Here is a 13,810-nt window from a genome sequence, read left to right on the forward strand (position 1 = left end):
CGGCGCATTTGCAAGCAGCATGTTCTCAAACCATCGGGTGAGCACACTACGCCCGCCCGCTGTGTGCTCACGCCACGCTCAGCGGCCGACTCGGTGCGCCATTGGAATTCGCCGCCATGGGCGATCCATGACGCGCAAGCTCGAAATGCTCGACCGTGTAGTCGACGAAGCGACGCGTCTTCGCGGGCAAATACTGGCGGCTCGGATAGACGATGGACATGCGGGCGTCGGGATCGTCGATGTCGTAGTCGGGCAGTAGCCGCCGCAGCGTGCCCGCGGTGAAGTCGTCGGCGACGAGCGGCGCGGGCACGACCGCCACGCCCATGCCGGCCAGCGCGGCGAGCCGCACCATCAGCATGTTGTTGACGGCGTAGCCGGGCTGCAGCGTGACCTGCTGTGCACGCTCGCCGGGCTTCGCGAACTGCCACGTCGCGCTGCGCTCCTCGGGAGGCAGCGCGACCGCCGCGCATTGCGCGAGCTCCTCGGGCGTATGCGGCTCGCCGTGTTCGGCGAGCCATGCGGGCGCCGCGCAGGGGACGAATGTCGTGGTGCCGAGCGCGCGCTCCACGCACTCGCCGTTGCGTGCGGGCGTGGCGCCGACGATGCCCACGTCGAAGCCGTCTTCCATGAGATCCACGGGCCGTTCGGCGAGCGTGAGGCGCACGTTCACGCGCGGATACAGACGCCGGTAACCGTCGATGAGCGGCGTGAGCGTGGCAAGCGAGAGCGCGCCCGCGGCCACCACGCGCAGCGTGCCGCTCGGCTCGCTTTCCGTGTGCGCCAGTGAGCGCTCCAGATGATCGAGTTCCTCTAGCACGCAACGACAGCCTTCGAGGTAGCGCTGGCCTGCCTCGGTGAGCGCGAGATTGCGCGTGGTGCGATTGATGAGGCGTGTATTCAGGTGCGCCTCGAGCATCGCGACGGAGCGCGTGACGAGCGCGTTGGAGACGTCGAGCTGCTGCGCGGCGCGACGAAAGCTCCCGGTTTCCGCCACCCTGACGAAGACGCGCATGGCATGTATCTGGTTCATGTGTAGCCTCGTATGCTCGATGCATGGACCGGTTGAGGGACACCGCAACTGCTGGTGAAGTTGAGGAACGAAGCGATGTGTCGCGTTGTTCTGGTCAATGTGCCTCGAATGAACTACTGCGATGGACGACCGCGGGAATCTAACAAAAATAATATTGACAGTCCGTGAGAATTACAATATCTATCTCAACACGCGGCAGCATTTCTTACTTGTAAAAGATCCAATACGCAGTCGGCATGTATTGAGTGAGGAATGCGCTGTGCGTTTTTGTCACTATCTAAATATTGTGCATTGCGGATAACGTGTTTGCGTAATTCACGCAAGCAGCGGATGTCTGTCAGAACCGCCAGATTCCAGGCGGGACGCCCTTTGCCTCTGGCGAATTGTGAGTCATTGCGGTCGGTGAATTCCCCGTCATTTACGAGCCGGAATTACGCGCGCGTTGACGCTTTTTCTGTGTGAATGAATTGTTGTGCGTGAGGGAAAATAACGACCGGGTATTAGCGCTGCATGTTATTTAATGTGCATTACCGCTTGTTTTTTGAGCACGCTTTCGGGCTAACTAAAACGTAAATCGGCAGACCAGACATGATCGTCGAATTGCTGAAGTCGCAACCCGAGATTGCCCTGTTCGTGAGCCTCGCGCTCGGTTATCTGATTGGTTCGATCCGCTTCGGTCCGATCTCCCTCGGAGGCGTGTGTGGCACGCTGATCGTCGCGCTCGTGCTCGGGCAAACCGGCGCGCGCATCTCGCCGGACCTCAAGAACGTCGCCTTCGCACTCTTCATCTTCGCGCTCGGCTTCACGGGCGGTCCGCAGTTCTTCGCGAACGTCGGGCGCGGCTGGCGCTACGGACTGCTCTCGATCGTCGAGATCGTCTCGGTCATGGCGCTCGTCATGATCGCGGTCGTCGTGATGAAGCTCGATGCGGGCACAGCGGCGGGCCTGCTCGCGGGCGCGGCGACCGAATCGGCCGTGATCGGCACGGCTTCCGAAGCGATCACGCGGCTCGGCCTGACCGACGCCCAGGTGAGCACGCTGCAGGCGCATATCGTGACCGCATACAGCGTGAGCTACCTCTTTGGCCTCATCACCATCGTGCTCTTCACCAGCCAGATTGCCCCGCTGATCCTGCGCGTGAACCTGCGGGAAGAGGCCGCGCGCCTGTATCGCAAGCTCGGCGGCGACGGCGCGCTCGACGAAGGACAGCGGCTCGCGCTCGCGCCGCTCGAAGGTCGCGCGTTCAAGGTGGGCCCCGCAGCCGGCGCCGCAGTCGCCGCCTTCGAGGCGCGCTTTGGCAACACCGTCACGATCGAGTACGTGCTGCGCGAGGGACGCCAACTGGACGCCAATGCGCAGTCCGTGCTGCAGCCGGGTGACATCGTGCTGATCGCCGGGCGCCGCGAAGCCGTGATCGAAGCAGCAGGCAGTCTCGGCGAAGAGATGCCGGGCGAGGGCTTGTTCAAGCTGCTCGCGAAACGCGTGGACGTGATGGTCACGCAGCGAGACGTCAGCGGACTCACGCTCGCGCAAATGCGCGAGCGCGCCGCGCCGGAAGCGGGCCGCGGCATCTACGTCGGCGCGATCACGCGGCTCGACAACACGGTGCCCGCCTTGTCCGGCATGGTCGTGCATCGCGGCGACGTGCTGACGCTGGTCGGCACGCCCAGCGACGTCGCGCGCGGCGCGAAGCGTCTTGGCTACGTGATCCAGCAGACCCGGAAGACCGACTTCGTCTATCTGGGCCTCGGCGTGCTGGTCGGCATGATGATCGGGCGTTTCGGCGTGAACGTGGGCGGCGTCACGCTGGTGCTCGGCACGGGCGGCGGATGCCTGCTCTCGGGTCTGTTCTTCGGCTGGCTGCGCTCGCGTTACCCCCTTGTAGGCTCTCTGCCCTCTGCTGCCGCGCAGGTGCTCAAGGACTTTGGTCTTGCCACCTTCATCGCGGCCGTCGGGCTTTCCGCCGGCCCCGACGCCATCAAGCTCGTGCGCGAGTATGGTCTCGCGCTGCCGCTCGCCGGCATTCTGATGGTGCTCATTCCCGGGCTCCTCTCACTGTGGATCGGGCACATGTTCCTCAAGCTCGAAGCGCCGATGCTGCTCGGCGCCATTGCCGGCCAGCAGTGCAGCACGCCGGCGATCAGTGCGCTCGTCGGCGTAGCCGGCAACTCGACTCCGGTGATCGGCTACACGATCACGTACGCGCTCTCGAACATCCTCTTGCCGCTCATGGGCCCCGTGGTGGTAGGGCTCGCGGCGAAGTTTGGCTGACGCATCCTGGCTGGTGTTTTCGGCTCGATCTGGCCGGCGGTGTTTCATTGCCGGCCATCCCCAGCAGCAAGGGGGTTCTTTCTCAAAGCGAGGACACGATGGAATGGCTACATGACATCTTTCACAAATCCCCGGAAATCGCGCTATTTCTTTCTCTGGCCGTTGGCTACTGGATCGGTCAGATCAATTTCGGCAAGTTCCAGTTAGGCGGCGTGGGCGGCTCGCTGCTCGCCGCCGTCGTCGTGAGCCAGGTGGGCGTGACCGTCGACAACGGCGTGAAGGCGGTGATGTTCGCCGTCTTCATTTACGCCGTAGGCTACGACTCGGGCCCCGGCTTCTTCAACTCGCTCAACCGCAAGACGCTGCGCGAAATCGCCATGGCCGTGTTCATGGCCGTGGCGGGTCTCGCCACCGTGCTGGTTTGCGCGAAGCTCTTTCACCTCAACAAGGGCCTTGCCGCCGGTCTCGCGGCGGGCGGCATGACGCAGTCGGCCATCATCGGCACGGCCGGCGACGCGATCGCGCGCCTGGGCTTGCCGCCCGACCAGGTGAAGGCCATGCAGGCCGACGTCGCGATCGGCTACGCCGTCACCTACGTGTTCGGCTCGCTCGGCGCGATCATCGTCTGCGTGAACATCCTGCCGAAGTTCATGGGCCGCAGCCTCAAGGACGCCTCCGCGGACGCCGAGCGCGAGATGTCGGGCGGCAACGCCGCCGCGGGGCCGGGCCAGATCACGGCGCTGCCCGAGTTGTTCGGGCGCGTGTTCCGTGTCGAGAAAGCCGCGGGCAAGACCGTCAAGCAGATCGAGCTGGCCGAGAGCGATTTCGTCGCGGTCGAGAAGATTCGCCGCGCCGGCAAGGTGCTCGACGCCACCCCCGACTTCGTGCTGAGCCGCGACGATGTCGTGCTGGTCGTGGGCCGCCGCGAGCAGATGGTCGAAGTGGGCGCGCTGATCGGGCCGGAAGTGCCGGACTCGGGTGGCATGAGCCTCGTGATGCAAACGCGCCAGCTCGTCTTCACGCGCAAGGGCATGAACCACACGACGATTGCCGAAGTGCGCAAGAACGTGGACCGCGATCTGCGACATGGTGTGTACATCGAGAAGATCGAACGTGTTGGCCAGCCCGTGCCGCTCCTGCCCGAAACGAAGCTCGAGCACGGCGACGTGGTGACGATCTATGGCACCGCAACGGATACGAAACGCGCCGTGCAGGCCGCCGGCTACGAACTCGCGTACAGCAACAAGACCGACTTCATCTACATGGGCGTGGGCCTCGTGCTCGGCCTGCTGGTGGGCCTGATCGTCGTGAACGTGGCCGGCATTCCGCTCACGCTCGGCTCGGGTGGCGGCTGCCTGCTCGCGGGTCTCGTATTCGGCTGGATGCGCGGCAAGCACCCCATGTACGGCGTGATGCCGCCCGCGGCTTCGCAGTTGCTCAAGGACTTCGGGCTTGCGGCGTTCGTCGCGGTGGTCGGCCTGAACTCGGGCCTGCAGGCGGTTGTGACGGTCAAGCAGAGCGGCATCACGATCTTCCTGCTAGGCGTGGTGGTGACGCTGGTACCGCTCTTCCTCACGATGCTGTTTGGCCGCTACGTGCTCAAGTACAACAACGCGGCGATTCTCGCGGGCGCGCTGTCCGGCGCGCGCAGTGCGAACCCGGCGTTCGGCGGCATTCTCGACAAGGCGGAAAGCGCGGTCCCCACCGTGCCGTTCGCCATTACCTATGCGATCGCGAACGTGCTGCTCACGCTGCTCGGGCCGCTCGTGGTCGGCCTTGCATGACATGCATTCAACGTGTGCTGCGCGAGGAAAAAAGCGCGCGGCACACGCAACGTCTTCCAATGGAGAACACCATGGCAACGAAAGCGAAGGGTAACGGCGCGAAAGAAAAGTCGGGTCTCGATGCACTGAGCCCGTTCGAGCTGAAGGACGAACTCATCAAGGCGGCCGGCGGCGGCGCGACCGCGCGCCCGGCCAATCTCGCGATGCTCAACGCGGGCCGCGGCAACCCCAACTTCCTCGCCACGATTCCGCGTCACGGCTTCTGGCAACTCGGCCTCTTCGCCATGCGGGAGTCCGAGCGCTCGTTTGCCTACATGCCCGAGGGCGTGGGCGGCTTCCCGCAGCGCGACGGCATCGTCGAGCGCTTCGACCTGTTCGTGCGCGAGAACAAGGGGCAGCCCGGCATCAGGTTCCTCGCGGGCGCGGTGTCGTACGTGCGCGATCAGCTGGGGCTCTCGGCGGGCGACTTTCTCTATGAGATGTGCGAAGGCATTCTCGCCTGCAATTACCCGGTGCCGGACCGCATGCTCAAGCTTTCGGAGATCATCGTCGGGCAGTATCTGCGCCGCGAGATGATCGGCAAGCATCCGTTCGTCGGCGAGTTCGACGTGTTCGCCGTGGAAGGCGGCACGGCGGCCATGACGTACATCTTCAACACGATGCGCGAGAACTTCCTGATCAAGGCCGGCGACACCATCGCACTCGGCATGCCGATTTTCACGCCGTACATCGAGATTCCGGAACTCAACGACTACCAGCTCAACGTGGTGCATCTGAACGCCACGGTGGAAAACAACTGGCAGTACTCGAAGAAGGAGCTCGACAAGCTGCGCGACCCGAAGGTCAAGGCGTTCTTCCTCGTGAACCCGAGCAACCCGCCTTCGGTAAAGATCGACGACGCGAGCCTCGAGTACATCGCTGAGATCGTGAAGGAGCGTCCGGACCTCATCATCCTGACCGACGACGTGTACGGCACCTTCGCCGACAACTTCGTCTCGCTCTTCGCGCTCGCGCCGAAGAACACGATTCTCGTGTATTCGTATTCGAAGTACTTCGGCGCGACCGGCTGGCGTCTGGGTGCGATCGCCACGCACCGCGACAACGTGCTCGACCACACGCTCGCAAAGCTGCCGAAGGACGAGAAGAAGGAACTGCACAAGCGCTACGAATCGATCACGACGGAGCCCGACAAGCTCAAGTTCATCGACCGTCTGGTGGCCGACAGCCGTACTGTCGCGCTGAACCACACGGCCGGTCTTTCGACGCCGCAGCAGGTGCAGATGGTGCTGTTCTCGCTGTTCTCGCTCATGGACACGCCCGACGCGTACAAGAACGCGCTCAAGCGACTCATTCGCAACCGCAAGCGCGCGCTCTTCGAGGAAATGGGCGTGCCCTACGGCGAGGGCGATCCGAACCAGGTCGACTACTACACGATCCTCGACATGGAATACATGGGCGAGAAGCGCTTTGGGCGCGAATTCGTCGACTGGCTGCTCAAGCAGGTCAAGCCCAACGAACTGCTGTTCCGTCTCGCGGAAGAAGCGCGCGTGGTGCTGCTGCCGGGCAAGGGCTTCGGCACGCCGCATCCTTCGGGCCGAGTGTCGCTCGCGAACCTCAACGAGTCGGACTATCGCAAGATCGGCCGGGCGGTGCGCAAGCTCACCGAGGAATACGTGCAGCGCTATAACGAGGCCACCGGCAAGAACCTCGATCCGACTGCCGTGAAGAAGTAAGCGCAGGCGGCGCCTGGCCACCTCGAGTCCCCATACGTTTGCAGTCCGGGCCGCATCCGGCGTAGTTGCCGGGTGCGTTTTTTTTATGGTTCCTGGCAGATTCCCGGGATAGGTCTCTGTTCGAACCGGAAGCAGACCGCCGATTCACGGATCGGCACGTTCCTTGACGAATTCGGCGCGGATTCTCATGTGCACGTCATCCCCGACTGCCGAGGACCATTTCGTCAGCCCGAACGCTGCCCGGCTGAAATGGCCGTCGGCGGAGAAGGCCAGCGTCTCGGGAGCGCCCGGTGGATCGTCCGGGGCTGTGTCGAAGGTGACATCGAGCGTGACGGGGCGAGTCGTCGTGCGGATCGTCAGATCCCCTGTCAACAGGCCATTGAACGGACCGATCCGGACAAGGCGGGTGCTGACGAAGCGAATGGCCGGATAATGCGCCACGTCCAGCATGCCGCCGCTTTCGACGATTCGGGTGACAAACGGCGCGTTCGCTTCGAGGCTTGTCGCGTCGATCGTCACCACCACGCGGCCCGAAGCCGCGCCCTGGAATCCGTCGAGCTCGGCACCTACGCGGCTAAAGCGCATCGTGAGATTCGAGTGCCAGGCGTTCGCGACGTCGAATGTCACACCGGAACGGGCCGGATCCAGCCGATATTGTGCCAGCGGTGCGGACGTGTCGACAGGAGCGGCGCTGACCCCGACAGCTGCAATGGCAGTGCAGGCAAACATTGCGATTGCGCTTGCGTGGGGTTTGAGACAAACCATGGTCACGCCACGCCGACGGATGGGGTTGCGACCAGCACGCTCTTTTACCTCCACTTTTCCGGGCGGGAGCCGCCCGCTGCGAGCAGCAATCGCATGTGCTCGGACGCGCGCAAAAGTCGTGCCGCCACCGTACTGACAGGTGGACCACCCTCTGGTTGCCGGCATGCCCCATTCACGCGGAAAGCATCTGTCGAGATAGCACCACGGCCTTGTGACGAAATGAGGACACCGGGAAAACGTCCTGGATGCTCCCTTTATTTCACTGCGCTTGAAAGCCCGATGCGCTCAACGTGATTTCGGCGTTCGTGCCTGTCGGAAAACTGAAAGGAAAAAATTCCCGGAAGCAGTGGAATAGGGACGTGAGTAGGAGGTTTACCCACCAACAAGGAGCCGACCACGGAACGATCGGGCCAGATCCGATCGCAGACGAACAACTTCCACGAAACCTGCACATGAGCCGAACGATCATTCAGCCTCTCTGGGTCCGCGCGACACACTGGATCAACGCCGTCGCGGTCGTGCTGATGGTGACCAGCGGCTGGCAGATTTACGATGCCTCGCCTATCTTTGCCGGCCTGAAATTTCCCGCGAGCATGACCTTGGGCGGCTGGCTGGGCGGCGCATTGCAGTGGCATTTCGCGATCATGTGGGTGCTGGTCGCGAATTACCTCGTCTACGTGTGCCTCAATCTCCTTTCAAGGCGCTTGTGGAGAAAGCTTCTCCCGATCCGCTTGAGTACGCTACGCCGGGACCTTGTCGCCGCGCTGCGCGGCAAGCTGGCGCACGAAGATCTGGCGCGCTACAACGCCGTTCAGAAACTGGCGTATGTCGTGGTTATCGTCGACATTGCAGTCGTGATCCTTTCGGGCCTCGCGGTCTGGAAATCGGTTCAGTTTCCCCTGCTGCGAACGCTCATGGGGGGATACGACAACGCACGGGTCGTCCACTTCTTTGCCATGAGCGTTCTCGTAGCGTTTTTCGTGGTGCACGTCGTCATGGTCGCGCTTGTGCCGCGCTCGCTGCGCCTGATGGTTCGCGGACGGTGATCGAACATGCCCTCTCGCAAAAAACCACTCAATGCGTTTCTCGTTTCAAACGCGGATTCGATCATCAAGGACGCTCGCAGCGAATTGAAGAGTCCCGCTCGCAGGTTGCTCGGCAGACACATACTCACGCTCGGCGGCATTGCGATGCTCTCGGGCTGCGATCTCTCGAACGACAAGTCGGTGAATACCATGCTGCGCAAGATGTCGTTCTTCAATGATCGCGTGCAGGCGCTGCTGTTCGATCCGAACAAGATGGCACCGACGTATCCCGAGTCGATGATCACACGGCCTTTCCCTTTCAATGCGTTCTATGACATCGACGACGTGCCGGAAGTCGACGCTGCGACTTATCGGTTGCAAGTGGGAGGACGTGCGAACGGCAAACGCATATGGACCCTCGACGAACTACGAGCGCTGCCACAGGAAAGCCAGATCACGCGTCATATCTGCATCGAGGGCTGGAGCGCCATTGGGCACTGGGGCGGTGTGCGTTTCTCCGATTTTCTCCGCCGTGCCGGGGCCGACACGACAGCGAAGTACGTCGCGCTGCATTGTGCCGACAACTATTGGACCAGCATTGATATGCCAACAGCGTTGCACGCGCAAACGTTGCTTACGCTGACCTATGACGGGGACGTGCTGCCGCCGAAATACGGCTTTCCGATGAAGCTGCGCATGCCGACCAAACTCGGCTACAAGAATCCAAAGCATATCGTCGCCATCACGGTGACGAACGAGTATCCCGGCGGTTACTGGGAGAACCAGGGCTACAACTGGTTCGGCGGTTCCTGAAGTGCAATCGACTCTTTCCTCAACGCATATCCGCTACATGGAGCATTCATGACCATTCGACTCAAAGTTGCAGCGACCCTTGCCGCAATGGCGCTTGCCGGCAGCGCGCTGGCGCAAACGCCTGACGCGAAGCCCGTGCGTATTCGCGGCAGTATCGTTTCTCTCGATGGCGATGTTCTCAAGGTCCATCGACGCAGTGGCGATACGGTGTCGATCGATCTTGCGGCCAACGTTCCCGTCTCGTCTGTCAAGGCGATGCAGCTATCCGACATCAAGCCGGGTACGTTCGTCGGCACGGCCGCGACGACCGGTACTGATGGCAGGCTGACGGCGACCGAAGTCGTGGTCTTCCCGGAAGCCGCGCGCGGCACGGGCGAGGGACACTACGCGTGGGACCTCGGCCCGAACAGCACGATGACCAACGCGAATGTCGATACTGTCGTGCAGGGCACGGACGGCCGCAATCTGAAGCTGTCGTACAAAGGCGGCAGCAATGAGGTCACGGTACCGCCCAATGTACCGATCGTCACCTTCGTGCCGGCTGCGCGCTCCGATCTGGCGCCAGGCAAGCAAGTGTTCGTGGTCGCGAAATCCGCGTCACAGGGTGCGTATGCCGCGCAGCGCGTGGTGGTCGAAAAGAACGGCGTCGTCCCGCCGATGTAAGCGAACGCGTTCGGGTTTCCCGGAAGTTCCTGGGCAACCACACAATCCGCGCGCCGGACCGGAACGCGAACGACTTTTCAGTCCGGCGTGCCTTGTGGGCCAGGAAGTTTGCGCCCGGCGACGTACCGCGCAATGCGGCTTGCGGCGCTCAATAGCCACCGCCTGAAGAGTTGGTTGAACTGCTCGACGCGCCGTTACCGCCTTGATTCATATCGCCACTCGCGGCAACGGACCCGGAAACCGCGGCCATGCCGAGGCAGACGAGACACGCAAGAACCATCCTGAATCGCTTCATGATGATTTCCTCCTGGGAAAGCTCGCAGGAAGTCCCGCGCAGGGGCATCCCGCGAGGCATTAGCCGCGCTATTGCCAACGACGCCGACCTGCGGGTGCATTGCGGACGCGTCGCGCGGCTTGTCGCGAACGCTGGCATCGACATAGTAACTAACGCCGCGCGCCTACGACTTATTCCCCGCGGCGGGGTTTGCGTTGCTCGTGCTTTGCGTATCTTGTCCCGCGTGCGCGCGCACGCTCTTGCGATGAAGCGAAACCGAAAGCGCCACGGCGGACGCTGCGGCGATGGCGGCGAAAAGAAACACCGACCCATAGCCGAACAGATTCGCCACGTAGCCTGCGAGCGGGCCGGTAATGCCCAGCGAGAGATCGAGGAACACGGAGTAGGCCGAGAGCGCCGCGCCGCGGCTGGCGGGCGGCACGAGCCCGACCGCCTCGACGCCGAGCGCCGGGAACACGAGTGCGAAGCCGAAGCCGGTGAGCGCCGCGCCCGCGAGCGCGACTTGCGGCGTGGGCGCGAGCCACAACAGCAAGAGGCCCGCGCATTCGCACGAGAACGAGACGATGGCGACGCGGAAGCCGCCGAAGCGCTTGATGGTATTGGCGAACAACAGACGCGCGCCGATGAACATCAGACCGAACACCGTGAGCGTGAACGCGGCGTTGGGCCAGTGGCGCGCGGCGTAGAACAGCGTGATGAAGGTCGCGATGGAGCCGAAGCCCGCCGAGCCGAGCGCGAGGCCGATGCCGTGCGGCAGCACGCGCGTGAACACGCTGCGGTACGACATGCGCTCGCCGTGCACGATGGGCACCGGCGCGATGGGCCGCGCGAGCCAGAAGCCGAGCGCGGCCATTGCGATGACCGAAATACCGAGCATCCAGTAGCCGAGGGCGTGCGCCATCACGACGCCCAGCGGCGCGCCGATCGCGAGTGCGCCATAGGTGGCGATGCCGTTCCACGAGATCACCTTCGCGTTGTGCGCGGTGCCCACGCGGCCGATGCCCCAGAGGATCGCGCCGGTGCCGCACAGGCTTTCGCCGCAGCCGAGCAACAGGCGGCTCACCACCAGCAGCGCGAGCGAGAGGCCGGGCCAGTGATCGACGAGCGTGCCGAGCAGCAGCAGCACGCCGCTCGAGCCGCAGATCGTCAGGCCGATCGTCACGGTTTTCTTGGGGCCGAGCGTATCCGCCGAGCGGCCCGCGAGCGCGCGTGAGCAGAGCGTGGCGATGTACTGCACGCTGATGGCGGCGCCCGCCACCACGGTGCTGAAGCCGAGGTCGTTGTGCACGTAGCCCGGCAGCACGGCGAGCGGAATGCCGATCGTCAGGTAGCAGAGGAAGGTGAAAAAGACGACCGGAATGATCTGCAGGGTCGTCGACGCGGCTTTGCGCGGGGGCGCCAAATCAGCGGACATGGGGAAAATGCGGATGGCAAACGGCGGGAAAGGCGTGATTGTCCCATGGAACCGGTTTTTATGCAGAAACTGAAAAGCTGTTCCGGCCCGCGGAACACGCGTCTTCCGCGCTGATTGCGGCCTTTTGCAACCGGGAAGTCAGCTGCGAAGATCCCGCGATTTTGCGCGACGTTGGCGGCAATTCGCGTTGCAAGGGCGCCTTGGCCGACCGTGCGGGCGGAGAAATCAGCATCTGAACGGGTTAATAGTCAGTCAAATATGTCCGATATTCGCAAATCGGCCTTGAAATCGCGCAATCGAGACGCTTCAACATAAGCACAGCCTCACTGCAGCACACCGATTTATCGACTCAACGATATATCCCCCATGCTCCTCTCGCTATGGGTTGCCAATATTGGCAGTGATAGTTTTCGAACCGTCCACTCGAGCGGCATACGCCTTTTGCGAGCCGCATCCAACGACGAGCCAGAAACCATGAGCCAGCCGATCCGCTTTTACCACCGCAACGCGATTCGCGAAGTCAGCGACGCGGGGGTCACCCGCACCGTTCTCCAGTACCTGCGCGAAGACGCGCGCTGCACCGGCACCAAGGAAGGCTGCGCCGAAGGCGACTGTGGCGCCTGCACGGTCGTGGTGGGCGAGCGCAACGAGGCGGGCGGCGTGAGCTTCAAGGCTGTCAACGCCTGCATCCAGTTCCTGCCGACGCTCGACGGCCGCGCGCTCTTCACCGTCGAAGACCTGCGCCAGCCCGACGGCTCGCTGCACCCCGTGCAGCAGGCCATGGTCGACTGCCACGGCTCGCAATGCGGTTTTTGCACGCCGGGCTTCGTGATGTCGATGTGGGCGCTCTACGAGAAGCATGGCCACGAGCACGCGGGCCAGCCCAACCACGCCTGTGCCACGAAGGGCGCGTGCAGCGTGCCTTCGCGCGACGAGATCGCCAATGCGCTCACGGGCAACCTGTGCCGCTGCACGGGCTACCGGCCGATCCTCGACGCCGCCGAGCAGATGTTCAAGGCCGATGCGCCGAAGCAGCCCATCGACGTGAAGGCGCTCGCCCAGACCCTCGCCACGCTCGAGCGCGAGGTCACCTTCCACTACGAGAGCCGCGGCCAGCAGTACGACGCGCCGCGCAGCGTCGATGCGCTCGCCGCCATCAAGGCCGCGCGCCCCAACACGCGCATCCTCGCGGGCAGCACCGACATCGGCCTGTGGGTCACGAAGCAGATGCGCGAGCTTGGCGACATCGTCTACGTGGGCCAGGTCGACGCGATGCGCCGCATCGACGTGAGCGACGACTGGATCGAGATCGGCGCGGGCGTAACCGTCGAGCGCGGCTATGCGGCACTCGCGAAGCATTACCCGGAACTCGATGAGATGTGGCAGCGCTTCGCCTCGCTGCCGATCCGCAATGCGGGCACGATCGGCGGCAACGTCGCGAACGGCTCGCCCATCGGCGACTCGATGCCTGGGCTCATCGCGCTCGGCGCGCGCGTGGTGCTGCGTGGCGGCGAGATCGAGCGCGAAATGCCGCTCGAAGACCTCTACCTCGCCTATCAGAAGAAGGACATGGCCGAGCACGAGTTCGTGCTTGCGCTCAAGGTGCCCACGCGCACCGGCGCGCGCGCGAACCTGCGATTTCGCACCTACAAGGTCTCGAAGCGCTTCGACTCGGACATCTCGGCCGTGTGCGCCGCCTACGCCTATATCGCCGATGGCGACGTGATCCGCGAGCCGCGCATCGCGTTCGGCGGCATGGCCGCGACACCAAAGCGCGCGACCCACGCGGAAGGCGTGCTGGCCGATGCGTACTGGCACGAAGCCACGGCGCAGGCCGCGATGATCGCGCTCGGCAACGACTACGCGCCGTTGTCCGACATGCGCGCGACGAGCGACTACCGCCTCGAAGCCGCGAAGAACACGCTGTACCGTTTCTGGCTCGAAACGCGTCCGCATAACCCGCTCGCGCCGCAAGCGCTCAATGTGCGCAACGTAGCCGCAGAAACCGCTTGAGACA

Annotated in this window: 11 protein-coding genes; 8 read left to right on the forward strand and 3 right to left on the reverse strand. The window is 63.5% G+C overall.

Annotated features, from left to right (window positions below; genetic code table 11):
* Positions 1-67: 67 nt before the first annotated feature.
* A complete protein-coding gene (locus tag AB4Y43_RS06550) occupies positions 68-1,030 on the reverse strand; it encodes a LysR family transcriptional regulator (protein WP_368727275.1) in 963 nt (320 codons plus the stop codon).
* A gap of 588 nt (positions 1,031-1,618) precedes the next feature.
* Between AB4Y43_RS06550 and aspT (AB4Y43_RS06555) the strand changes: the two genes are divergently transcribed.
* The 3 genes from aspT (AB4Y43_RS06555) to AB4Y43_RS06565 all read left to right on the forward strand — a co-directional run bounded on the left by aspT (AB4Y43_RS06555) (position 1,619) and on the right by AB4Y43_RS06565 (position 6,818).
* Entirely contained in the window at positions 1,619-3,301 is a 1,683-nt protein-coding gene (gene aspT, locus AB4Y43_RS06555) for an aspartate-alanine antiporter (RefSeq protein ID WP_368727276.1), read from the forward strand.
* Positions 3,302-3,399: 98 nt separating this feature from the next.
* Complete coding sequence (gene aspT, locus AB4Y43_RS06560) at positions 3,400-5,085, forward strand: aspartate-alanine antiporter (protein ID WP_069267746.1); 1,686 nt, start codon at positions 3,400-3,402, stop codon at positions 5,083-5,085.
* Between the two features lie 71 nt (positions 5,086-5,156).
* Positions 5,157-6,818, forward strand: a complete 1,662-nt coding sequence (locus AB4Y43_RS06565; RefSeq protein WP_069267745.1) for a bifunctional aspartate transaminase/aspartate 4-decarboxylase — start codon at positions 5,157-5,159, stop codon at positions 6,816-6,818.
* Positions 6,819-6,962: 144 nt separating this feature from the next.
* Here AB4Y43_RS06565 and AB4Y43_RS06570 read toward each other — a convergent pair whose 3' ends face one another.
* The gene (locus AB4Y43_RS06570) at positions 6,963-7,547 is read right to left on the reverse strand and encodes a YceI family protein (RefSeq protein ID WP_368616815.1); all 585 of its coding nucleotides are present in this window, start codon (positions 7,545-7,547) and stop codon (positions 6,963-6,965) included.
* A 488-nt stretch (positions 7,548-8,035) separates the two neighbouring features.
* Here AB4Y43_RS06570 and AB4Y43_RS06575 point away from each other — a divergent pair, with 488 nt between their 5' ends.
* The 3 genes from AB4Y43_RS06575 to AB4Y43_RS06585 are packed head-to-tail and all read left to right on the forward strand — an operon-like array spanning position 8,036 to position 10,084.
* Complete coding sequence (locus AB4Y43_RS06575; protein WP_368683785.1) at positions 8,036-8,629, forward strand: cytochrome b/b6 domain-containing protein; 594 nt, start codon at positions 8,036-8,038, stop codon at positions 8,627-8,629.
* Positions 8,630-8,635: 6 nt separating this feature from the next.
* Complete coding sequence (locus tag AB4Y43_RS06580; RefSeq protein WP_368727277.1) at positions 8,636-9,421, forward strand: molybdopterin-dependent oxidoreductase; 786 nt, start codon at positions 8,636-8,638, stop codon at positions 9,419-9,421.
* Between the two features lie 48 nt (positions 9,422-9,469).
* Positions 9,470-10,084, forward strand: coding sequence for a hypothetical protein (locus tag AB4Y43_RS06585; RefSeq protein WP_069267741.1), 615 nt, complete (start codon positions 9,470-9,472; stop codon positions 10,082-10,084).
* Positions 10,085-10,542: 458 nt separating this feature from the next.
* On the opposite strand, the gene AB4Y43_RS06590 is transcribed toward AB4Y43_RS06585, so the two are convergent.
* On the reverse strand, positions 10,543-11,793 hold the full coding sequence (locus AB4Y43_RS06590) for an MFS transporter (RefSeq protein ID WP_368616819.1): 1,251 nt from the start codon (positions 11,791-11,793) through the stop codon (positions 10,543-10,545).
* Positions 11,794-11,831: 38 nt separating this feature from the next.
* Here AB4Y43_RS06590 and AB4Y43_RS06595 point away from each other — a divergent pair, with 38 nt between their 5' ends.
* Positions 11,832-12,029, forward strand: coding sequence for a hypothetical protein (locus tag AB4Y43_RS06595; protein ID WP_368727278.1), 198 nt, complete (start codon positions 11,832-11,834; stop codon positions 12,027-12,029).
* Positions 12,030-12,267: 238 nt separating this feature from the next.
* Positions 12,268-13,806: a xanthine dehydrogenase small subunit gene (xdhA, locus tag AB4Y43_RS06600; protein WP_368727279.1), complete on the forward strand. Its 1,539-nt coding sequence runs from the start codon at positions 12,268-12,270 to the stop codon at positions 13,804-13,806.
* The last annotated feature ends 4 nt before the right edge of the window (positions 13,807-13,810 follow it).

Origin of the sequence: Paraburkholderia sp. BR10872, from assembly GCF_040965835.1 — a bacterium.
GTDB lineage: Bacteria > Pseudomonadota > Gammaproteobacteria > Burkholderiales > Burkholderiaceae > Paraburkholderia > Paraburkholderia nodosa_A.